Genomic DNA, 23,420 nt, shown 5'->3' on the forward strand with positions numbered 1-23,420 from the left:
AGGCAGGAGGCCCTATGACCCTGTCTTTTACCACTCGCTGGCGTGATGAACTACCAGCAACCTATACCGCGCTTTCACCCACCCCTCTGAAAAACGCGCGCCTTATCTGGCATAACGATGCGCTGGCGGAGCAATTAGCAATTCCTGCGGCGCTATTTGATATTCCGACTGGTGCAGGCGTTTGGGGAGGCGAATCGTTGCTTCCCGGGATGTCGCCTTTAGCCCAGGTTTATAGTGGGCATCAGTTCGGCGTCTGGGCTGGTCAGCTTGGCGACGGACGTGGGATCCTGCTGGGCGAACAACAGCTCGCGGATGGTTCAACGTTTGACTGGCACCTGAAAGGCGCCGGACTCACGCCGTATTCCCGCATGGGTGATGGGCGTGCCGTGCTGCGCTCGACCATTCGTGAAAGCCTGGCCAGTGAAGCGATGCATTACCTGGGAATACCGACCACGCGGGCATTGTCGATTGTCACCAGCGACACGCCGGTTTATCGCGAAACGGTCGAAGCGGGGGCGATGCTCATTCGCGTGGCGCAAAGCCATATGCGGTTTGGCCATTTTGAGCATTTTTACTATCGCCGAGAGCCGGAAAAAGTGCGCCAGTTGGCTGACTTTGCGATTCGCCATTACTGGCCGCAATGGCAGGAAGAAGCCGATAAGTATCAGCTGTGGTTTAACGATGTTGTCACGCGTACTGCGACGTTAATCGCTGACTGGCAGGCGGTAGGATTTGCACATGGTGTTATGAACACGGACAACATGTCGATTCTGGGTCTGACGATGGATTACGGTCCATTCGGTTTTCTTGATGATTACGTGCCCGATTATATCTGCAACCACTCTGACAACCAGGGGCGATACAGTTTCGATAATCAACCGGCCGCCGCGTTGTGGAACCTGCAACGTCTGGCGCAAACCCTGTCGCCATTTATCCCGGTCGAGGCGCTCAATGATGCGCTGGACAGTTACCAGCTGGCGCTGTTAACTCGCTACGGTCAGCGGATGCGGCAAAAGCTCGGCTTCTTTAGCGAGCAGAAAGACGATAACGAACTGCTTAGCGAACTGTTTAGCCTGATGGCGCGAGAAAGAAGCGACTATACGCGAACGTTTCGCATGCTCAGCGAAACGGAGCAGCACAGTGCGCAATCTCCGTTGCGCGATGAGTTTATCGACCGCGCAGCATTTGACGACTGGTTCACGCGGTATCGCTCGCGCCTTCAGCAAGACAATATTGCCGATGCAGTCAGACAAACACAGATGAAGGCGGCAAATCCGGCGATGGTATTACGTAACTGGTTGGCGCAACGGGCGATTAGTCAGGCAGAGCAGGGGGATTACGCTGAACTGCATCGGTTGCACCAGGCGTTGCGTACCCCGTTTGCCGATCGTGATGATGACTATGCCAGCCGTCCACCTGACTGGGGCAAACGGCTGGAAGTGAGTTGTTCAAGCTAAGGGGCCAGAAATACCTGCGGGGAGGCGTTGGCCGGATGCTGGCCAACGTGTACCTGAGCACCGTACCAGCGCTTCAGATCATCGGCCTGTAACACAGTTTCCGGTGTTCCCTGCGACACCAGCCTGCCGTTGTGCAGCAGCACTATTCTGTCTGCCCACAGTGCGGCGAGGTTCAAATCGTGAAGCACAATGCACACATGCAGCCCACCCGAAGCGGTTAGCGTTTTTAGCATGCGCAACAAATGCTGCTGGTGGTAAAGATCCAGCGCGGAGGTCGGTTCATCAAGGAATAACCAACCGCGAGGCGCGCCATCGCACCAGAGTTGCGCCAGCGCACGGGCTAACTGCACTCGCTGTTGCTCGCCGCCGGAAAGCGCGGCGTATTGCCGGCCTGCCAGAGGCGTACATCCGGTCATCTCCATTACCTGTGCAATAAGCCCAGGTTCCGGTCGTTGGCTCCAGGGCGCGCGCCCCATCGCGATGACGGCCTCTACCGGCCAGTCAAACCCCAACTGTGTTTGCTGACGCATCACCGCCCGGTGTCGTGACAGCTTCTGGGTAGGCCACTCCTCCAGCGGTTTGCCCGACAGCACGCAGCGCCCGGTAGCCGGTTTCAGAAAACCGGTCAGCAAGCGTAGCAGAGTGGATTTCCCCGCACCGTTTGGGCCGATCAGCGCCACCAGCTCACCTTTTTTAAGGGCGAGCGATACATTGTCAATTACCGCTCTGCCAGCTACGTGATAATGAAGCTCTTCAGCGATGAAATGCTCAGCCATGCGGTCCTCGCTGACGAAAAATAAGCCATAAAAACCACGGTGCGCCGAGAAGACTGGTCAACAGTCCGACCGGCATCTCCGCAGGCGCAACCGCCGTACGGGCCAGTGTGTCTGCAATCAGCAATAAAAACGCGCCCGCCAGCACGGAACCCGGAATAACGGCCCGATGGTCTGAGCCGAGCCACATACGTATTAAATGTGGGATGACCAACCCGATAAAGCCAATCACGCCGCTTACCGCCACGGCTGAGGCAACCAGTAATGCGCTACAAAGCAGCAAAATACGCTGGATTGTACGCACATCAACGCCGAGATAATGCGCCTCTTCCTCACCCAGCTGCAGAAGATTCAGCGCCGGAGCAAGTCGCCAGATGATCAGCACCGTCGGGATTGTCAGTGAAGTGACAGCCAACAGTGTGGACCACTGCGCGGCCCCCAGACTTCCCATTCCCCATAGCGACAGCTGGCGCAGTTGCGCATCATTACTGACCCACGACAAAACGCCAACCGCCGCCCCACAGAGCGCGTTAATGGCAATGCCGACCAGCAGCAGGCGTGAGAGTGAACCGTCGCGCTGTTGGCTAAGGATAAAAATCACTACGGTTGCCGCCAGCGCGCCGAAAAAAGCGGCCAGCATTGGAGCATACAACATCAGCAGCGCGGGCAAAGACACAGGCAGCACCACCCACAGGGCCACAGCGCAGGCGGCCCCGCTGCTTATTCCCAGTAAGCCAGGGTCTGCAAGCGGATTGCGAAACAGTCCCTGCATCACGCAGCCAGCGAGCGCCAGAGAGCCGCCAATCACCAGCGCCAGCAGGACGCGGGGCAGACGAATCGTGAGCCAGATTTGACGCAGTGCCTCATCGCCATCACGCCAGAGCAGACTTACCGGCAGGCGCAACGCGCCAAAACCGGTAGCCAGAACCGTCATTACAACCAGCATCAATGCCAACATCCACAACGAACAGGTGATCCGCCGGGACATCAGGGCAATTGCTCCGCTTTAGCACGAAGCTGCAAAATAGCCTGTGGCGTGCGAACGCTGAAGCCCAACAGCGCCATATCGTCAACCTGCAATACCTGTTTATTCCTGCCGGCAGGTGTTTGCGCAAGTCCCGGTAGCGCCCACAGGTTTGCCTCGCCACCCATCGCCTTAACACCTTCTTGTGAAATCACTACCAGATCGGGCTGGCTGGCAATGACGCCTTCTTGTGACAGCGGTTGATAGCGATTAACGCCCTGCATCGCGTTGCGTAGACCTGCGGCACGAATCGCTGCATCGGCTCCGGTTTGCTGGCCCGCAGCCATCGCGGTCATCCCGCCATGATTGAGAATAAACAGCACACGTTTATTAAGTTCAGACGACGGGAGCGTCGCCAGTTCCTGGCGTAACGTTGCGCGCAGCGTTTCGCCGTTGGCCTCCCGATGAGTAGCCTCGGCGATAACCCGAACTTTTTCATCAATCGCGTTAAGATCGTTGCTTGCCGGGATCGTGACAACCCTGACATTGCTCTGCTCGATCTGTTTTAACACCAGAGAAGGCTGCGCCTGCGCGCTGGCAAGGACCAGCGTAGGGCGTGTGGCAAGGATCCCTTCGGCGTTGAGCTGGCGCAAATAACCAACATCAGGTAACGCGGTTGCCGCAACAGGCCACTGGCTGGTGCTGTCTCTCGCCACAAGGGAGGGTTGTGCTCCCAGTGCGTATACGATCTCGGTGACATCGCCACCGAGGGCAACAACTCGCTCCTCAGGCGCAGCAAGTGCGGCGAAGGGCAGAAGCGCGATCAGGGCCAGCAGTTTTTTCATGCGGCCAGTCCTTTCGGCGTTAGCGCGTCAATCTGTGTGCGCCATTGCGTCTGTTCCGGCTCGCCTTCCGTACGTTGACCATACAGTTGTGCGATTTGCGTACCGTCGGCAGCAAACAGTTCCAGACTGGTGACGTGACCATCGGCGGTCGGTTTGCGCGTCACCCACGTTTCGGCCACGCTCTCTTCCAGCAGATGCAGGGTAAAGGTTGGGTTGAAGATGTTAAGCCAGCCTTTCATCGGTACCAGTTTTTCAATCACGCCGGTAAAAATCTGTACGCAGCCGCGATTACCCACAAAAACCATAATTTCGTTGCCATCCTGACGCGCGGTATCGAGTAACTGCGCCAGTGCACTATTAGAAACCTTACAGGCCAGATCGTCGCCCACCAGATTAAATGCCTGTTGGCGGGTGAGTTCATGGCGTTTCAGCAGACCGAAGAACTGGTGGACATCGGTCATCGCTCGCCACTCTTGATCAACGGTCTGTGCATCGACCGTGACGGCGGCAGGCGCAGAATTGTTGGCGGGTTGCAGCACCAGCGGCGGATTTTCTGCAAAGATGAAACGGGTCAGCAACGCCGCCCATTCCTCAACGAGGGTATTTTGCGTGGTATAGACCTTCAGCAGCGCGTCTCCCTGATGGTCGAAGAACTGAATGCTCTGACGCTCACCATGGGCGGTTGTTTCGCTGATATGAAAGGTGCTGGCCCATTGATTCAGGAACAGACGCAGATCGAGGGCGCGCGGATTGAGAACCAGCCCAGCATGGCCGTTGAGGTGCTGATTGGTAAAAGCACCCACCTGCTCATGTACTGCGTATTCATTGCGGCAAATACATTTGGTTTCGCCCACTGTTTCCAGTGCGCTGAGAATTTCACGCACTTCGCCACGTAAGCGCCAGGCGTCGTGACCGACACGTGCAAAGGTCAGTTCGGCTTCGCTAATATTCATCAACCCCGCAATATCACGTGCGTATTTGCCAGGATTTTCTTTCTTCAGTTCCAGCCAGCGTGTGTAATGATTCATTGTCTCTTCCTTCCAGATTGCGGCCCCGGCGAACCGGGGAAAAGTGATTACCACTGATAACTCACGAAAATTTTGCCATTACGACCATCCTGCGGAATGCCTTGCGGCGACCAGTACTCTTTGTCGAAGGCGTTGCCCAGTACCAGCGTGGTGGTCATGCCTTTCAGCGCTTGTTGGCCCTGATAGCTCACGTAGAAATCGTTTACCGCATAGCCAGGCTGTTTAGTGTAGCTGTTGCTGATATGCGTGGAACGGTCAGCAAATGTCCCTATCCAGCCGACAGAGAAACCGCTGTGCGCAACCGGCACATTCAGTTTGCTGGTGACGGTATCCGGGTTAATGCTGGAAATGTATTCACCTGTGTCAGTATCTTTTCCGCGTGTGCGGTTATAGGCCATGTCGAGGCTGAACAGGTCGGTGGAATATTTCGCCATCACGTCCCAGCCCCAGATTTTGGCATTGGGTACGTTATAGGACGTGGTTGTCGCAGCGGCGAAATCGACGCTGGTGGAGATGTAATCTTTCGCTTTGGTGTCGAAATAGCTGGCTTTAAATTCGAGCGCGTCGCTCGCCATCAGAAGATCGTCAAAGCGCAGGCCAAATCCGTATTCCTGTGTTTCGTTGGTTTCCGGGCGCAGGTTAGGGTTAGGTACCCAGTAGTTGGTGTAAAAACGACCAATCGAGAAGTGTTTCGCATCGTTATACATCTCGCCCATAGTCGGGGCACGGAAAGCCTGAGCGTATGAACCGAACAGCATCAGCCAGTCAGTTGGCGCAACTGTTAATCCGGCGCGGGATGACCATTTATCGGCATCGACATCTTCATAGCCGTCGCTGCTGCCGCGATAAGAGTCATAACGGGTACCGCCCAGCAGCGTAATCGGCAGGTCGCGCAGGGTGATTTCATCCTGTAGCCAGCCGGAGCTGAAATCGATCTTTGCCTCCGGGAAGCCAGTTGTTGCTCCTCCAGGCTGTTGTTCCTGACGATAGTATTCACCGCCGTAGGTCAACAGGTGAGATGCAAAAGAGTCGGTAAACAGGCGGCTGCGGTTGTCGATCTTCCCGCCTTTGGTGGTTTGCTTGCGAAATTCGCTAGTGTTATCTGCATTCTGAGCATTAATGCGCGCTTCGGACCAGTAGATACGGGCGTCAGCGTTCAGCCAGTCATTGTCCGCCGGAGCGAGCGAGTAGGTCAGTTGCGCATCACGCTGGATCGTTGAACGGTTGGTCATCGGGTTGCTGGCATCCGCCGTGCTGGTCTGCGGGTTTTTAGGTTCCCGGGCGTCATTGTTGTAGTAACGCAGCGAACCGGCCAGCGTCTGGGCGCTGTTAATTTTCCAGCTACCTTTCGCCAGCATATTGTTAATTGCTTCGTCATTCGGCGCAGTAGTACCGTCACTCTGGCGTAAATCACCGCGATCGCGGCTGGACCAGGCAAACAGTCCGTCCAGCGTATCGGTACGGCCATACGTGCTGGCGCCCATGCCGAGACTGTGATCGCCGGTCGCCGCGGTACCGAACACGCGATAACTGCTGTTTTGCCCGACTTCCAGTAGATCTTTGGCATCTGCAGTGTCATAGGCGATCACGCCGCCTAGCGCGCCGCTACCGTACAGTAGTGCGGAAGGACCACGCACGACTTCGATGCGTTTGATAAGCGCCGGGTCGAGGAAGGTACTGTTCAGGTGTCCGGTGTCGGTTCCCTGGCGAACGCCGTCAACCAGCACCAGAACGCCGCGTCGATCGTACCCGCGCAGATTCACGTCCTGGCCGTTGGTACGGCCCGTACCGTCAAGGGTCAGGCCTGGAACCCTACGTAACAGGTCGGCAGCTGAGCTGGCGGTTTGGTTTTCTGGGGCGGTGGCGTCAATGACGCTGACCATCATCGGTGCTTCAAAGGCGCTACGGGCATTGCCGGTGGCGGTAACGGTCATATCCTCGGCCGCCGCATAGGCGACGGCGGGCAGGTTACTGACAATCGCCAGCGCCAACAGCGATGGGCGCAGGGAAGCGGTGTGCAGGTAAGGCATAGCAACTCTCCATTAGGAAATCGAAAAGCGCTGGCTGCCTGGGTATGACCTGGGTGGCTGGCGAAATGTGTTGTTTATTTAGTCAGAATGAGTTTTCCGGCTTGGGTCTGGCGCAGCAGGTAGTGCTGACCATCATGTTCTATGATCACGCGTCCTTCGTTACCCAGCAGGGTTTTACTGTCAATTCGTCGGTCGTTTGGCGCGACGGAAGGCGGTGTTTTGTCTTTTGCAGGCGTTGCCGTTGTGTTATCCATACGTGACATAGTGTTTAAAAATAACAATCAATGTAACAATGATAATCATTATCATCAAACTGCAAATTTGCGGCAAGCGTTTTTGTGAAATAATTGTGACGAGAACGTTTTTTGCACAACAATCAAGGGAAAAACAAGGGATTAGCGCCGGGCAAAGTGATATTGCCCGGCGAACAGCATTAAAAACGGCTATCAACTGCAGAGGCGAGTTTTTCAACCAACAGTTCAGTATCTTCCCAGTTCAGGCATGGGTCGGTAATGGACTGACCGTAAACCAGCGGCTGGCCGCTAACGATTTTTTGCGTGCCTTCACGCAGGAAACTCTCCGCCATGATCCCGGCTATTGCCGTTGAACCGTTACGAATTTGCTGGCACACGTCATCACAAACCTCCAACTGACGGCGATGCTGCTTCTGGCAATTACCGTGGCTAAAATCGACCACCAGATGCTCAGGCAGAGAAAATTCGTGCAGGGTATCGCAGGCGGCAGCAATATCTTCAGCATAATAATTCGGCTTTTTACCGCCGCGCATGATGATATGCCCGTAAGGGTTACCGCTGGTCTGATAAATGGTCATCTGGCCGGTTTTATCCGGCGAGAGGAACATGTGACTGGCGCGGGAGGCGCGAATCGCATCGACGGCAATGCGCGTGTTGCCATCCGTTCCGTTCTTAAAGCCAACCGGGCAGGAGAGCGCGGAGGCCATTTCACGATGGATCTGACTTTCGGTGGTGCGCGCGCCAATAGCTCCCCAACTGATTAAATCGGCAATAAACTGGCCGGTCACCATGTCGAGGAATTCAGTCGCCGTGGGGACGCCCAGTTCGTTGACCTGCAACAGCAGTTTTCGCGCCAGTTCAATACCGTGGTTTACACGATAACTGCCGTTCAAATCCGGGTCGGAAATCAGGCCTTTCCAGCCTACGACGGTGCGTGGTTTTTCAAAATAGGTACGCATCACGATTTCCAGACGCGCCTGGTGCTTAGTGCGCAGCGCCTGTAATCGTGTCGCGTATTCCATCGCGGCATCAAGATCGTGAATCGAGCAGGGACCTACGATCACCAGTAAACGGGGGTCTTCACCATTTAAAATTTTTTCTATCCGACGTCGGGAGTCCGTAACATGACGGGCGACGGAGGACGAAACAGGATGCCGTTGCGCAAGCTCTGCTGGAGTGACCAGGTTGTCAATACGCGCAGTACGGAGTTCATCGGTTCTGTTCATTACTTGTCTCAGAAATTTGTTGCTTCAACGGCAGGACTACCGGGAAGTGATGTACATCACAATATCACACTCATCCTGCCTGGTGGCGAGCATAATAACAAAAAATCGAACCAATGCACTAGCATTCTAGTACATGCGGCGATTCAGTCCCATGATATCGAGGATCTTGGTAGCAATCTCTTCTACCGAATAATTGGTACTGTTCAGCCAGGGGATCTGGTTTTTCCGATAAAGCGCTTCCACCTCAGCAACTTCCATACGGCACTGACGCAGCGAGGCATAACGGCTGTTCTCACGGCGTTCTTCGCGGATGGCCGCCAGGCGCTCAGGGTCGATAGTCAGACCGAACAGCTTATGCTGCAACGGCTTCAGGGAAGTGGGCAGCACCAGATTATCCATATCATCGGCAATAAAGGGGTAGTTGGCCGCGCGGATACCAAACTGCATGGCCAGATACAAACTGGTCGGGGTTTTGCCGCAACGGGAAACGCCGAGCAGGATCACCTGCGCCTGATCGAGGTTGCGCAACGAAATACCGTCGTCGTGGGCGAGGGTGTAGTCAATGGCGGCGATGCGCGCGTCGTACTTGTTGAGGTTACCGGGATTCAGACCGTGCGTGCGATGGGCGATAGGCGTAGGGTCGAGTTTCATCTCGTGTTGCAGTGGGGCAACCAGCGCCTGCACGATATCCTGACAAAATCCTTCGCTTTGCAGAATGATCGAGCGAATTTCCGGCAGGACGATGGAGTAAAACACCAAAGGGCGCACACCAGTTTGTTGATAGATCGCGTCAATCTGGTCTTTAACCGCACGCGCACGACTCTCATTTTCCACAAACGGCAGCGTAATACTGCTGATCGTGACAGGAAATTGCGACATCACCGCGTGACCCAATACCTCGGCGGTGATGGCCGTACCATCAGAAATATAAAATACGTGACGATCAACAGCATTATCCATTTTGCTCATCCTGGGGCAGATATAATTCTCTGAAAGCATAAATTAAAATTTGCCAGAAGCGAATATTGCTGCATCTATTTTATAAAATGAAACGGTATTTTTATATTTACTGAAAAGTACATTTCATTTTTCGGAACAAATGTTTATACCGGTCGTTTTTGTGGTGATCCCGTGTGGTTCGCGGGTTTGCGCAAATGCGGAAACAATCTGAAAAAATAAAAAATAAAGTTGCTTGAACGATTCACCGTTTTTTTCGACGGAGTAAATATGCCAAGATAATTACGCAAAATTGAGTTTCCTAACCTCGTTCATATATAAGGATTGTTCGATGTCCAACAATGGCTCGTCACCGCTGGTGCTTTGGTATAACCAACTCGGCATGAATGATGTAGACAGAGTTGGAGGCAAAAATGCCTCCCTGGGTGAAATGATTACTAACCTTTCAGGTATGGGTGTTTCCGTACCGAATGGTTTTGCAACGACCGCCGATGCGTTTAACCAGTTTCTGGACCAGAGCGGTGTAAACCAGCGCATTTATGAGCTGCTGGATAAAACGGATATCGACGATGTCACCGAGCTTGCGAAAGCCGGGGCGCAGATCCGCCAGTGGATTATCGACACTCCTTTCCAGCCAGAGCTGGAAAATGCCGTCCGCGATGCCTACGCGCAGCTGTCAGCGGACGATGCCAATGCCTCTTTTGCCGTGCGTTCTTCCGCTACCGCAGAAGATATGCCAGATGCGTCATTTGCCGGTCAGCAGGAAACCTTCCTCAACGTCCAGGGATTTGATGCCGTACTGGTTGCCATCAAACACGTATTTGCCTCGCTGTTTAACGACCGCGCGATCTCTTATCGTGTTCACCAGGGCTATGACCACCGTGGCGTAGCGCTCTCTGCTGGCGTTCAGCGGATGGTGCGTTCTGACCTCGCATCCTCAGGCGTAATGTTCTCCATCGATACCGAATCCGGTTTCGACCAGGTCGTCTTTATTACGTCTGCTTGGGGTCTGGGCGAAATGGTCGTGCAGGGCGCCGTTAACCCGGATGAATTCTACGTGCACAAACCGACCCTGGCGGCTAACCGTCCGGCGATCGTCCGTCGCACAATGGGTTCGAAAAAAATCCGCATGATTTACGCGCCGACCCAGGAACACGGTAAGCAGGTGACCATTGAAGATGTCCCGCAGGAACAACGTGACATTTTCTCCCTGACTAACGAAGAAGTGCAGGAACTGGCGAAGCAGGCGGTACAAATCGAGAAGCACTACGGTCGTCCAATGGACATCGAATGGGCGAAAGACGGTCATACCTGCAAGCTGTTCATTGTTCAGGCGCGTCCAGAAACCGTGCGTTCTCGCGGCCAGGTGATGGAGCGTTATACGCTGCATGCTCAGGGTAAAATTATTGCTGAAGGTCGCGCCATCGGCCACCGCATTGGCGCGGGTCCGGTCAAAGTCATTCATGACATCAGCGAAATGAACCGTATCGAACCTGGTGACGTACTGGTTACCGACATGACCGACCCGGACTGGGAACCGATCATGAAGAAAGCAGCAGCAATTGTCACTAACCGTGGCGGCCGTACCTGTCACGCGGCGATTATTGCCCGTGAACTGGGGATCCCGGCCGTGGTGGGCTGTGGTGATGCGACCGAGCGCATGAAAGACGGTGAGAAGGTAACCGTCTCCTGTGCCGAAGGTGACACCGGTTATGTCTACGCTGACATGCTCGACTTTAGCGTGAAGAGTTCCAGCGTGGAGACCATGCCGGATCTGCCGTTGAAGGTGATGATGAACGTCGGTAACCCGGATCGGGCTTTCGACTTCGCCTGTCTGCCAAACGAAGGCGTCGGCCTGGCGCGTCTGGAATTTATCATCAACCGTATGATTGGCGTGCACCCGCGTGCGTTGCTGGAGTTTGATGACCAAACGCCTGAGCTGCAAAATGAAATCCGCGCCATGATGAAAGGTTTCGATTCTCCGCGTGAATTCTACGTAGGTCGTCTGACGGAAGGGATCGCGACGCTGGGTGCGGCGTTTTATCCAAAACGCGTCATCGTGCGTATGTCGGACTTTAAGTCCAACGAATATGCCAACCTGGTCGGCGGTGAGCGTTATGAACCGCATGAAGAGAACCCGATGCTGGGCTTCCGTGGGGCGGGCCGTTATGTTGCCGATAGCTTCCGCGACTGCTTTGCGCTGGAATGCGACGCAGTAAAACGTGTCCGTAACGACATGGGCCTGACTAACGTTGAAGTGATGGTACCGTTTGTACGTACCGTTGCTCAGGCGAAAGCGGTGGTGGAAGAGCTGGCACGCCAGGGGCTGAAACGCGGCGAGAACGGACTGAAGATCATCATGATGTGTGAGATCCCGTCTAACGCCTTGCTGGCCGAGCAGTTCCTCGAGTACTTCGACGGCTTCTCCATCGGCTCAAACGACATGACGCAGTTAGCGCTGGGTCTGGATCGTGACTCTGGTGTGGTTTCTGAACTGTTTGATGAGCGTAACGACGCGGTGAAAGCACTGCTGTCGATGGCGATTCGTGCAGCCAAGAAACAGGGTAAATACGTGGGTATTTGCGGCCAGGGACCTTCTGACCACGAAGACTTCGCGGCCTGGCTGATGGAAGAGGGGATCGACAGCCTGTCGCTGAACCCGGACACCGTCGTACAAACCTGGCTGAGTCTGGCTGAACTGAACAAGTAATATCATGCCTTATCCGGCCTATTCAACGTAGGCCGGATAAGATGCGTTAGCATCGCCATCCGGCGCTTTATCCTGTAATACTCTCCACGCTCAAACGCTGAATAATATCCTGACGAAGCTGGTATTTTTGTACTTTACCGGACGCCGTGCGCGGTAATTTCTCCACGATCACAATGTGCTCAGGGTATTTGTACTTTGCCACCCGCTTGCGGCTAAAAAAGGCCACCACTGATTCCAGCGACAACGAATGATGCGGAGGTTTTAGGACCACGTAAGCACACGACCTTTCACCTAAGCGTTCGTCCGGCATCGCGACAACACAAGCATCGTGAATGCGAGGATGCTGCAATAAAATATCCTCAACTTCGCGGCTGCTGATGTTTTCTCCACCACGGACAATGATATCTTTTTTCCGCCCGGTGATTTTGATGTACCCCGCATCGTCCATTCGGCATAAGTCGCCGCTGTAATACCAGCCGTCTTGATCCAGCGCGCGGGCGGTGAGTTCGGGTTCATCGAGGTAGCCCATAAACACATTGGGACCACGCGAAGCTTCTTCACCTTCTACCCCCGCGGGCAACGTATTGCGCGCTTCATCGACGACTTTAATTTCAACGCCTGCAGCGGCATATCCGTCCGTATTCATCATGCGAGAAAGCGAATCATCGAGATTGACCAGCGCATGCGGTGAACTCTCTGTCGAGCCATAAATGCTTAATAATTTTATGCCGAGCTGCTGGCAGTCACGGGCAATCTTCTGTGGAATGGTTGTGCCCCCACATAAGAAAAAGCGTAGCGATGAGAGAACGCGTGGTCGTTTTTCCATGCTACACAACATGTCGTAGACGAAGGGCGTTGCGCCGAGCACACAGGTACAGCGCTGTTGCTCCAGCAGATCAAGACAGGCGGTTGGGGTGAAAATATCTAACAATACGCTGCGTGCGCCGATTAAAAACGGTGCGGTAACGCCATGCAGAAAACCGGTAGCATGTCCCAGTGGTGCGGGCATCAAAAACACATCCTGCCAGGTGAGATTGAGGCGGGCACAGTAGGCACGCTCGCTGGCAAGGATGTTGTTGTGGGTCAGCATTACGCCTTTTGGCATTCCCTCGGTACCGGAGGTAAACAACACCGCCGCCAATTCATCGGCGTGAACATTAATCGTCTGGGTTAAAGGCGGAGCTAAAAGCAGTTGACTGAGCGCCAGCGAGGTAGTTGCCGGAGCCAGTTTATCCACGGCAACGATCTGTTGCAGATGCGGCAACTGGTTTTGTAAGGGGAGGATCAGATCGACCGGTCGGGTCTGTTTAAACAGTGTCGGTGCGAAAAAAATCTTCGCTTTACACTTATTCAGCACCCATACCAGCTCTGCTTCACGCCACGCTGGCAGCAGCGGTACGGAAACGGCCCCGGTTTTCAGGCAGGCCAGGTAGATAATCGTAAACTCGCACCAGCCCGGTAACTGGAAGGCAATGCGATCGCCGGGTTGAATACCGCAGGCTAAAAACCAGGTTGCCAGACTGCTGGCCGCGCTGTCGAGTGCAGCATAGGTGTATGAAGCGCCATGGTTATCAACCACGGCGATTTTATCTGGCATGGCTCTGGCAGTTTGGTTCCAGTAATCGCCAAGCGAAGCATCTCCCCATAAACCCTGTTGTCGCCAGACTTCGCGACGTTCGGCGTTAAACGTTAGTGTGATACTCATGAAGTTATTCCCAGGATGATTTCGGCATACATCTGACCGGATGGCCGGCGTGGCCGATCCGGTGTACTACAGGCAAAATCCATTAGCCGTAGCGAAAATCAACGCCAAATGTTCCGACCGGATATTCCCATTGGTCGAGGATCGTGTCGCCGCACAGTACTCGACACGTTCCGCACTCCAGGCAACCAGCAGAATCAAAATGAATGTTTCCACTCTCATCCTGCTTATACAGCCCGGCGGGGCAGGCTTTCAGCAGCTTGTGAAATTCATTAAGGTCTGGATGTTCGGCCAGGATAATGTGCGGGTGGCCTTCATCGACATTGAATTTATTGACGCCCAGTTTGACGTCAACGTTAACGGTATTGTCCTGATTCATAGTGCAGTTGCCCCCTTGATACCGTCTTTCAGTAAGTTCATCAGCCCGATTTGTTTTGCGTGGGACATAATCATCTTGCGAACCGGTTGATTTGGACGTCCGTCAACGGTGAACATATCGCTCATGATGTCGGCCACCATACGCGGATACTGGGTGAACAGCCGTGGGTTTTCCATTAGCGCCGGGATCTTGCGAAAATGCTGTAAATCACGCATTACACAGCCCTGTTCGAGCGCGCGCTTGTAGTCCATCAGGCTGTTGGCAGAGAAATCCTGGCGTTCTTTTGCTGCAATGGCTGTTTGGGCAGCGGCTTCTGCGGAAGCGATGGCCAAATCCATACCTCGCACCGTGAAACCCAGGTTCAAACAGAAACCGGCGGCATCGCCCACGATCATCACACCGTCATCGACCAGCTTTGGAACCATTGCCAGACCGCCTTCCGGAACCATATGCGCGGAATATTCCAGTAGTTCTCCACCGGCAATCAATGGCCGAATAGTTGGATGTTGCTTAAAGTCTTCCAGCATTTGTGGAATACTTTTTGTGGCATGAGCAATATCCCCCAGACCACACACCAGACCCAGAGAGATGGAGTCCTGGTTGGTATACAAAAATCCGCCTCCCATCAACCCATCAGACGGTGAGCCTGCAAACAGCCAGGCCGCGCCTTCATTACCTGAAAGATTGAAGCGATCTGCAATGACCGCTGGAGGTAAGCCGATCAGCTCTTTTACGCCAACGGCATAGTGATGTGCAGAAGAGGGCGGAACCATCCCCAGGGAACGCCCCAGCATAGAGTTGACGCCATCGGCAAGGATGACAATATTGGCTTCCAGGATATCGTCGCCGGCCTGAACTCCGGTAACCTTATTTCCTTCGCGGATCAGGGCATCGACGCGCACGCCGGGAATGAACTGCACGCCAGCTTGTTCCGCTTTTTCCATTAGCCATGGGTCAAGTCTGTTGCGCAAAACGGTATACGAATCCTGCGTTGGTGCGTCAGCCTTTTCACGATGAAAGTCGAGAGTGACGGCGCTTTCTTCGGTCAGAAAGGAGATTTTTTCGCGGGTGACTTTACGCTCGAGCGGCGCTTCCTGCGCGAACCCCGGCATGATGCGCTCAAGACTATGTGCATAGAGTCTTCCGCCGGTCATATTTTTACTACCTGCACTGTTTCCGCGCTCGATAACCAGCACGTCCAGTCCGGCCTGAGCCATCACGTAGCCTGCAACCGTACCCGCCACGCCAGCACCGACCACAATGGCATCAAATTTTTCATCTGACATGCTTTATGCTCCCTTCCCGCTGCGAGGGCAGCGGGATATGTGCGTTAAAAGTGGGGTTAGCGGCTGAGATGCTCGATAAGAGCCGGAACGACTTTGTAGATGTCGCCGACCAGTCCGTAATCGGCGTAATTGAAAATAGGGGCTTTCTTATCTTTGTTGATGGCGACAATGACTTTCGCGCCGTTACCGCCGACCATATGCTGAATTTGTCCTGAAATGCCGAGGGTGAGGTAAAGGTCCGATTTCAGTAACACGCCAGAAACGCCGATGTAGCGTTCGCGTTCCATCCAGTTTTCGCCTTCGGCAATCGGTCGTGAACAACCCACTTCTGCACCCAGTACAGATGCCAACTGGTGCACCATCTCCAGATCGTTTTGCGCAACCAGGCCGCGGCCCACACCCACCACACGTTTGGCTTTGCTGAGATCCACACTGCTCACGGATTTGGCGCGACGTTCCTGGCACATAATTTCATGGTGCGGTGCGATGTAAGGTGCAGAGACAACAGGGCAGGTATGTGAAGCATTAGCCTCTACCGGTTCAAGTACGCCTGGGGCAAGAGTGATAATTGCCTGAGTTGTTTTGATTTTTTCTTTGCCGAATGCCAGGCCACCGTACATACGGTGTTCTGCGAACAGTGAGCCATCATCAAGCGTTACCGACGTGGCGTCATTTACCATCGCTGCATTGAGTTGAATACTTAACCGTGCACCAAGGGATTTAGCGCGTTTAGTAGCTGGCATCAGCAATAGCCCGGTATGTTCTTGTATCAGGGCGGCGATGGTCTCGGCAAAATTTTCAACACGCTGTAAACCAGACGTTGTTTCAAGCACGACAATCTCATCGGCACCCAGAGGTTTAACCTGATTGGCCTGTTCGTTGCCTTGTACAATAAGGTGTACCTGTTCACCCCACAGACGTGCGCCGGACATTAATTCTGCATAGCGTTCTACGTTATCGCTGAACACCCATACGTTAGCTAATTTACTCATGATAATTTCTCTCCGTTGGGCTTAGTTCAGGGCTTTTTTCAGATGTTCAGCCAGCTCGGCGATGGCTTCTGCTGAGTCATTTTCCAGAATGATGTGCTTACGTTCTGTTTGTGGCGGAACGGTGAGGCTCACCAGTTCTGCTAACGGTGAGGCAGGTGTCCAGCCAATATCGCTGGCTTGCCACGGTGTGACCGGTTTTTTACCTGCGCCCAGAATGGCTTTCATCGAGGGAATACGCGGCGTGTTGATATCCGAGGTTACGCACAGCACGGCGGGGAGCGACAGTTCAATCACTTCAACTTCGTCTTCCAGCGTACGTTCAACCACAATGCGATCGCCGTTACGTTGGATGTTGCTGACGGCGTTAATCACCGGAAGTTGTAAGAGTTCGCCAACCAGTAAGCCAACCTGCTGGGCGTAGATGTCTCCAGACCCTTCGCCGAACAGCATCAGGTCGAATTCAATGTTTTTGGCCGCGCAGGCCAGCGCCTGAGCCGTGTCTCGCGGTAATGAATGCTCCAGTTGGGGATCCTGCACCATAAACAAACTGTCCGGCCCGCGGGACAGTACGTCTTTACGCACTTTGGAGTTTTGCAGTAGCGAGCCGCCAACCGTTAAGGCGACAATTTCATCACCTTCCGCACTAAGTTGCGTCGCGGCCTCTATTGCATTCAAATCAAACTGACTGATTTTGGCATCGGCCCGGTCAAAGTTAAGCGAACGTTGTGGGGTAACAACAATGTCCTGTTCTTCAGGCACCAACTTAAAGCAGGTTATTAGTTTCATGGCATCTCCAGTGATTCTCGTGTGGATGATGACGGGGAGTGCCATCATCAACAGTAGGGAAAATTGACTGAAAATAGTGTGCGGCAGAGGGAGACTGTTTTCGACGGGGCAATCTGTTTTCATTCCCAACAATCTTGCAAAAAAAAGGACTTTAGGAATGCTGAGTTTATGAACGTAAAGAAGACGTCGGGTGTTAAAGTGATAAACATGGAAATAAAATCGAGGCGCTTTTTTGAGAAATGGATCATATTTTTATGCGATTCTGCACGCACTTTGTTTCTGGTGTGTAAATTATTATTGCTGACTTAATAACATTTATACTTTCCTATTATTTTAAAATAAAAACAATTTGCACGAGCAGCGTGCTGGAGTTGGAGGTGTCATCTTGCAGACGACGCAAATAATTTTGTTTCGCCTGGACAGAATAACGTTGTATAACGTCATCATCGTTTTTACTTTTCGATATTAATTATCCGCAAAATAACTGCCTTTCGGTGGAGGTTGTCATGTATCAACGCTGTTTTGATAATGCCATGGAGACCCTTTTTGAACAGGGGAAAACCCCGAGATTTTCGCGATTCGTCATCAGTGATGATCCTAACTGGGAGTCGGGCCATCATGTTCATGACAATGAAACAGAGCTTATCTATGTAAAAAAGGGTGTCGCAAGACTAATTATCGACTCTTCGCTGTATGTCGCGCATGCGGGTGACATCGTGGTGATAGAACAAGGGCGGTTACATGCGGTTGCTTCCGATAGCAGCGCACCTGCAACCACTTACACCTGTGCGCTCTACGACTTTCGTTTCAACGACTGGCAGGAGAACCAACTCTTGCAGATGCACTCATGTCCGGTTATTAGCGTCAGCCAGGGCAAAGAGGTTATTAAAAGTATCTTTAATGAACTGAGTGTTATGCTCCCGCAGAGCAAGAATAACCTGACGTCTTCCGCTTATGACGCCTTCGCTTATGCATTAACCGTTTTATATTACGAAAACTTTAAAAATGCTTATCGTTCTGAGCAGGGATATATTAAAAAAGATATCTTAATTAAAGATGTGTTGGTTTATTTAAATAACAACTTTCGAGAGAAAATCACGCTGGAACAGTTGTCTAAGAAATTTCGTGCCAGCGTGAGCTATATCTGTCACGAGTTTACTAAGGAATATCGTATTTCGCCGATTAATTATGTGATTCAGCGGCGAATGACAGAGGCAAAATTTGCCCTGACGAATACGGAGTCCTCGTTGGCAGAAATTTCCTGGCGGGTAGGGTATGAAAACGTCGATCACTTTGCCAAACTCTTTCAGCGGCATGTGGGTTGTACCCCCAGCGATTATCGTAAGCAGTTTAAAAATAACCTTGTAGAACAGGAATGTCTGATGCCAGAAATATGATTCACCTGGCACGTGCCGGATAACGCATTTGCGCTATCCGGCAAGCATTACTGCTTACTTATTCTGATAATCTTTCAGGATTTGGCGACCCGCGACGTAAATCATGATTTCATCTGTACCACCGCCAATGCGTTCACAGCGGACATCACGCCAGAAGCGGGAAACGCGTGCTTCGTCGGTGTAACCCAGCCCACCCATAATCTGAATGGCGTCATCAATCACTTCCATTGCAGTACGTGCACAATACAGTTTTGCCAGCGCTGCACTGGTGCGCAGAGACTGTTCCTGATCGGCCTGCCAGGCGACTTTTAACACCATATTGCGCATGTTATCGATTTTAATCGCCATCAGCGCCAGTTTTTCCTGGATCATCTGATTGTGACCAATTGGCTTACCGAATGCGATGCGCTGGTTGGCGTAACGGGCGGCATCTTCGAAGGCGCATTCAGCAAAACCGGTACTGCGCGCAGCGTTGATCAAACGTTCCATCTCGAAGTTGTACATGACGTTGAGGAAACCCATGCCTTCCTCTCCGACCATATCACTTTCATCCACTTCAACGTCATCAAGATAGACTTCGCATGTGCTGAGCATATGCCAACCGATTTTGTGCAGCGGATTAACCTTAATGCCGGGTTTCTTCGAATCGACCCACCACAGCGTAAAGGCTTTTTTCGGATCTTTTGGTTCTGGATCGCGGGCCAGTACCAGCATATATGGATACTCTTTCGCGCCGGTGATAAAGGTTTTCTGCCCGTTGAGATAGACCTTACCGTTTTTGCGAGTGTAACTGGTGGTCGCGCTGTTGTTGTCGGAACCCGCTCCCGGTTCGGTTAATGCCAGCGCATACGCTGGATCGCCAGTTTCCATGGTGCTTTCTGCGGTCTTACGCAGCTGTTCGGCGGATCCAAAACGACGCATACTGTGAATGCACTGACCGTTAGTGATTAAAAAAGCGGGTGCGCCGCATTTTGAAACTTCCATCAGCGCCAGCATCTGTGTGACGTAATCCGCCGGGATGCCACCAAACTCTTCCGGAACGCCCAGCATCGAAATACCGTTGTCCGCCAGGGCACGCATAAACTCTTTCGGGTAGGTCGCCGTCTGATCGCAGGTACGGAAATATTCTTCCGGGAAATTGCTGGTAATCAGTTCTCGAATACTGGCAAGTAGCAGTTCTTGTTCTTCAGTTAAAGAAAAGTCCATCATGGTACTCCTTTTAATTGGCGGCGTCGGGTAATACAAAACCCATCGAGGCATCGATAAATAATCTTTCGTCCATCAACTTCAGATTTGGCGAAATAATTGGCGTGAAATCCATCTTGTCCAGGATGTCTTCCTGTAAAGAGACTCCCGGTGCAATTTCGATTAAATGAAGACCATCTGCTTTTAACGTAAATACAGCGCGCTCAGTGATGTAACGCACATCAAGTCCACGTTCGAGAGCAATTTTTCCGCTGAAAGTCACTTCAGGTAATTCGTTGACGAATTTTTTCACCCGACCTTCCTGCACAATATTTAACTTGCCATCGGCAACTTCCGTTTTCAGACTTCCGGCAGTTAACGTGCCGCAGAAAATAATTTTTTTGGAGGTGGCGCTAATATCGATAAAACCGCCGGTACCCATGATTTTGCCATTGAATTTATGTACGCCGACGTTGCCGTGGCGATCCACTTCGGCAAAACTTAAATAGCACACATCCAGCCCGCCACCGTGATAGAAGTCAAACTGGGAGGTCATATCCAGAATGGCGCGGGTGTTGACGTTGGCACCGAAAGCAATACCTTGAGAGGTGATGCCGCCAATCGGACCCGTTTCGACTGTCAGAATAAAATCGTCAGCACAGCCTTCTTCGCGCGCGACGAGACCAATGCCATCCGCAATGCCTACACCAACGTTGCCGACCGCACCTTTGCGCATTTCAAACAGGGCGCGTCGGGCCACCAGTTTACGCTGATTGAGCGGCAGGGAAGTTTGCTGGCTGTCATCAAGAACAAAATCGCCAGAGATAAAGCGGTTAACCGGCGCGCCACCGTACAGTTGCGTTTGGTCGGGGTCGATGACCACAATATCGACCAGATAGCCTGGAATACGTACCGACTTCGGATGCAACGTGGCTTTCTTCACCATTTTTTGCACCTGCATCATAACAATGCCGCCGTTATTGTGTACGGCCTGGGCAATCACCAGCGCATCGAGATACATAACTTCATCTTCAAAGGTGGCGTAACCTTCACTGTCACAGGTGGTGGCGCGAATAAAGGCGATGTTTGGCGCAATGGCTTTGTAATACAGGTACTCTTTGTTATCAATTTCCACCAATTTGATCAGATCTTCGGTGGTCACTTCATTCAGCTTACCGCCCTGTTGGCGAGGATCAACAAATGTACCGATGCCGATATCACTGAGGATACCTGGCTGGTGAGCCGCCGATGCACGCAGGGTTTGGGTTAATACACCCTGAGGATAGTTATAGGCAGCAATTTTATTTTGTTCCGCCAGGTCGGAGATTCGTGGTGATTGTCCCCAGTGTCCGCATAATGCCCATTTGACTAAGCCTTCCTGTGCCAGCGGGCTAATTCCCCGGTCGGCACGGTCACCCAGACCTGTAGGACTAATCAACGCTAAATTTCGTGGTGACTGAGAGTTTTTATATTTTTCAGCCAGTGCATTAATTAATGTTGTTGCTTCGAGAATACCCCCGCCTGCACCTAATACACAAAGAGTTGCTTCATCAGGAATATAATTGACTGCATCTGCAGCGGATAATACGGGTACCCGACCATCTATACGATTTGGTCTTGAAAATTTCATGTGAACTCCAGATTATATGCGTGCGTCTACCTGTCGCTATATTCGACAATAATATTGTGAGTTATATAATAACGCTTAATTACTGGCCAGATATCCGTGGTTAGACGAATATCTGGGGTAGGGCATTACTGATATTTATATGGATATATCTGTAATTAAGCCTGATGCAATATTGTCAATACAGTACGCAGGTCGGTGACCGAAATTTGTCCTGGTGCGGAGGCTTTTTTTACTGCCCCAAAGGTTGCCGCTGAACCGAAAATCTCACCAGACAGACGTGAAATCACCCCTGTTTTAGCCATCGACATGGTGATTATCGGGCGATCGGCATAGCGTTCTTGCATTTCCAGCGTGGCACTAAGCAGCGTCAGAACATCCGCTTTATTTTGCGGCATCAAGGCAATTTTCGGGATATCTGCGCCCAGTTCCTGCATTTTACGCAAGCGCTGAACAATCTCTTCCGCGGCTGGTGTCTTATGAAAATCGTGATTGGACATAATCACAAAGACATTTTTCGCGTGCGCATGCTCGACGGTCGCTTTGACCAGTTCGTCTCCGGTAAACAGTTCCAGATCGATCATATCCACCAGACCGCTGTCTACTGCCGCGCGGTTAAGTGCAATATAGTGCTCAACAGACAGAGCCTGTTCACCGCCTTCTTTGGCGCTACGGAAGGTGAAAAGCAGTGGTTTGTCAGCCATCACATCGCGGATGGTGCGCGCAGCTTCCAACACCGCCTCAATGGAAGAGACATCGGTGAAATGGTCTACGCGCCATTCCAGAATGTCGAAATCCGCTTCGCGATAGGCCAGCGCTTCGCTTTTTACCGTTGCGATGTCTTTACCCATCAGCGAGACAATGATCTTCGGCGCACCCTCGCCAATAACGAGGTTTCTTACGGTTACGGTTTTCATTGATTACCCTTTAACTATTGTACAAATACTTGCCCGTCAGGCGGCAAAACCCATAACCTGTTTCACATACTCCAGTGGGAAATCTTTCCCGGTCCAGAGCTTGAACTGTTCAGCCCCTTGCCACAACAACATGCCGTAACCATCAATTGTTTTGCAACCAGCACTTTGTGCCTGCTGCAATAATTTGGTCATATGCGGGTTGTAGACGCATTCGGTTACCAGCAGTTCCGGACGCAGCAGGGAAGCGTCGGTCACGAGAGATTCATTTTCCAGCGGCTTCATGCCGACTTTAGTGCCGTTGGTCAAAATATCTGCGCTGGCAAGTGCGTCAGCAAAAGCCTGGCGATCGGCGAGATCGATAACGGTGACCACGCAGTCGGTGTTTTCATTGACGCGTTTGGCAAACTCCTGCGCTTTGGTAAAAAATTCATCCTGGCGGTTAAAGAGTTTAATTTCTTTGATGCCTTCAATCGCTGCCTGTGCACCAATCGCCGTCGACGCACCGCCTGCGCCCAACAGTACCATGGTTTTACCTTTGATATCGAAACCACTTTCCTTAATTGCACGAATATGGCCCGTGCCATCGGTATTGTAACCACGCAGGTAACCATCATCATTGACGATAGTGTTAATTGCGCCGACCAGCTTGGCTGCAGGTGTTAATTCATCAACATATTCACATGCCAGCTGCTTGTTGGGCATTGAGACCCCGGTACCCCGCATCTTTAAGGCCTTCAGCCCGGCAATGGCATTAGCAAACGTTGAGTTATCGACTTCAAACGCCATATAAGTGAATGGCAATCCCGCTTTTTCTAATGCCTTATTTTGCATTTCAGGCGACAGACTGTGTCTGATAGGGTAGGCCATCAAACCAATCAGTTCATATTTTGCAGTTACGTCCATTT

General features: G+C 52.3%; 20 protein-coding genes. 3 read left to right on the plus strand and 17 right to left on the minus strand.

Going from position 1 to position 23,420, the window contains the following annotated elements:
• The first annotated feature begins 14 nt into the window (after positions 1-14).
• Positions 15-1,457: a protein adenylyltransferase SelO gene (gene selO / locus OGY71_RS12290; RefSeq protein ID WP_003832593.1), complete on the plus strand. Its 1,443-nt coding sequence runs from the start codon at positions 15-17 to the stop codon at positions 1,455-1,457.
• Here selO and OGY71_RS12295 read toward each other — a convergent pair.
• The 8 genes from OGY71_RS12295 to ppsR all read right to left on the minus strand — a co-directional run bounded on the left by OGY71_RS12295 (position 1,454) and on the right by ppsR (position 9,537).
• Positions 1,454-2,233 (minus strand): heme ABC transporter ATP-binding protein, encoded by a 780-nt coding sequence (locus OGY71_RS12295; protein WP_003832594.1) that lies wholly within the window; start codon positions 2,231-2,233, stop codon positions 1,454-1,456. The two genes, selO and OGY71_RS12295, sit on opposite strands and share 4 nt — an antisense overlap.
• Complete coding sequence (locus tag OGY71_RS12300; RefSeq protein ID WP_003832595.1) at positions 2,226-3,218, minus strand: FecCD family ABC transporter permease; 993 nt, start codon at positions 3,216-3,218, stop codon at positions 2,226-2,228. The genes OGY71_RS12295 and OGY71_RS12300 overlap by 8 nt, the downstream gene beginning before the upstream one ends.
• A complete protein-coding gene (locus tag OGY71_RS12305) occupies positions 3,218-4,039 on the minus strand; it encodes a heme/hemin ABC transporter substrate-binding protein (protein WP_003832596.1) in 822 nt (273 codons plus the stop codon). The genes OGY71_RS12300 and OGY71_RS12305 overlap by 1 nt, the downstream gene beginning before the upstream one ends.
• On the minus strand, positions 4,036-5,067 hold the full coding sequence (gene chuS, locus OGY71_RS12310; protein ID WP_003832597.1) for a hematinate-forming heme oxygenase ChuS: 1,032 nt from the start codon (positions 5,065-5,067) through the stop codon (positions 4,036-4,038). The genes OGY71_RS12305 and chuS overlap by 4 nt, the downstream gene beginning before the upstream one ends.
• 47 nt (positions 5,068-5,114) lie before the next feature.
• On the minus strand, positions 5,115-7,097 hold the full coding sequence (locus OGY71_RS12315; protein WP_286613371.1) for a TonB-dependent hemoglobin/transferrin/lactoferrin family receptor: 1,983 nt from the start codon (positions 7,095-7,097) through the stop codon (positions 5,115-5,117).
• 74 nt (positions 7,098-7,171) lie between these two features.
• Positions 7,172-7,360, minus strand: coding sequence for a hemin uptake protein HemP (hemP, locus tag OGY71_RS12320; RefSeq protein ID WP_003832599.1), 189 nt, complete (start codon positions 7,358-7,360; stop codon positions 7,172-7,174).
• A gap of 170 nt (positions 7,361-7,530) precedes the next feature.
• The gene (aroH, locus tag OGY71_RS12325) at positions 7,531-8,577 is read right to left on the minus strand and encodes a 3-deoxy-7-phosphoheptulonate synthase AroH (protein WP_003832600.1); all 1,047 of its coding nucleotides are present in this window, start codon (positions 8,575-8,577) and stop codon (positions 7,531-7,533) included.
• A gap of 126 nt (positions 8,578-8,703) precedes the next feature.
• On the minus strand, positions 8,704-9,537 hold the full coding sequence (gene ppsR / locus OGY71_RS12330) for a posphoenolpyruvate synthetase regulatory kinase/phosphorylase PpsR (RefSeq protein ID WP_003832602.1): 834 nt from the start codon (positions 9,535-9,537) through the stop codon (positions 8,704-8,706).
• A 328-nt stretch (positions 9,538-9,865) separates the two neighbouring features.
• Between ppsR and ppsA the strand changes: the two genes are divergently transcribed.
• A complete protein-coding gene (gene ppsA, locus OGY71_RS12335; protein WP_286613372.1) occupies positions 9,866-12,244 on the plus strand; it encodes a phosphoenolpyruvate synthase in 2,379 nt (792 codons plus the stop codon).
• Positions 12,245-12,311: 67 nt separating this feature from the next.
• Here the strand turns inward: ppsA and fadK are convergent, their stop codons facing one another.
• The 5 genes from fadK to OGY71_RS12360 form a co-directional block, all read right to left on the minus strand.
• Positions 12,312-13,949 carry a medium-chain fatty-acid--CoA ligase gene (fadK, locus tag OGY71_RS12340; protein WP_063941504.1) on the minus strand — a complete coding sequence of 546 codons (1,638 nt, stop codon included), beginning with the start codon at positions 13,947-13,949 and terminating at the stop codon, positions 12,312-12,314.
• 82 nt (positions 13,950-14,031) lie between these two features.
• Positions 14,032-14,325 (minus strand): ferredoxin family protein, encoded by a 294-nt coding sequence (locus OGY71_RS12345; protein WP_063941505.1) that lies wholly within the window; start codon positions 14,323-14,325, stop codon positions 14,032-14,034.
• Entirely contained in the window at positions 14,322-15,611 is a 1,290-nt protein-coding gene (locus tag OGY71_RS12350) for an FAD-dependent oxidoreductase (RefSeq protein WP_003832610.1), read from the minus strand. The genes OGY71_RS12345 and OGY71_RS12350 overlap by 4 nt, the downstream gene beginning before the upstream one ends.
• 56 nt (positions 15,612-15,667) lie before the next feature.
• A complete protein-coding gene (locus OGY71_RS12355) occupies positions 15,668-16,603 on the minus strand; it encodes an electron transfer flavoprotein subunit alpha (protein WP_063941506.1) in 936 nt (311 codons plus the stop codon).
• Between the two features lie 21 nt (positions 16,604-16,624).
• Positions 16,625-17,389, minus strand: coding sequence for an electron transfer flavoprotein (locus OGY71_RS12360; protein ID WP_003832614.1), 765 nt, complete (start codon positions 17,387-17,389; stop codon positions 16,625-16,627).
• 506 nt (positions 17,390-17,895) lie between these two features.
• On the opposite strand from OGY71_RS12360, the gene OGY71_RS12365 reads away from it, so the two are divergent.
• Positions 17,896-18,786, plus strand: a complete 891-nt coding sequence (locus OGY71_RS12365) for an AraC family transcriptional regulator (RefSeq protein WP_149335775.1) — start codon at positions 17,896-17,898, stop codon at positions 18,784-18,786.
• Positions 18,787-18,840: 54 nt separating this feature from the next.
• Here OGY71_RS12365 and OGY71_RS12370 read toward each other — a convergent pair whose 3' ends face one another.
• The 4 genes from OGY71_RS12370 to ydiB all read right to left on the minus strand — a co-directional run bounded on the left by OGY71_RS12370 (position 18,841) and on the right by ydiB (position 23,418).
• Positions 18,841-19,992 carry an acyl-CoA dehydrogenase gene (locus tag OGY71_RS12370; protein ID WP_003832619.1) on the minus strand — a complete coding sequence of 384 codons (1,152 nt, stop codon included), beginning with the start codon at positions 19,990-19,992 and terminating at the stop codon, positions 18,841-18,843.
• 13 nt (positions 19,993-20,005) lie between these two features.
• Complete coding sequence (locus tag OGY71_RS12375) at positions 20,006-21,601, minus strand: acyl CoA:acetate/3-ketoacid CoA transferase (protein ID WP_126318305.1); 1,596 nt, start codon at positions 21,599-21,601, stop codon at positions 20,006-20,008.
• 155 nt (positions 21,602-21,756) lie between these two features.
• Positions 21,757-22,515 (minus strand): type I 3-dehydroquinate dehydratase, encoded by a 759-nt coding sequence (gene aroD / locus OGY71_RS12380; protein ID WP_003832623.1) that lies wholly within the window; start codon positions 22,513-22,515, stop codon positions 21,757-21,759.
• Between the two features lie 36 nt (positions 22,516-22,551).
• Positions 22,552-23,418 carry a quinate/shikimate dehydrogenase gene (gene ydiB / locus OGY71_RS12385; protein WP_191227386.1) on the minus strand — a complete coding sequence of 289 codons (867 nt, stop codon included), beginning with the start codon at positions 23,416-23,418 and terminating at the stop codon, positions 22,552-22,554.
• Positions 23,419-23,420: the final 2 nt, after the last annotated feature.

Origin of the sequence: Citrobacter sp. Cpo109 (assembly GCF_030332565.1) — a bacterium.
Taxonomy (GTDB): domain Bacteria; phylum Pseudomonadota; class Gammaproteobacteria; order Enterobacterales; family Enterobacteriaceae; genus Citrobacter; species Citrobacter portucalensis.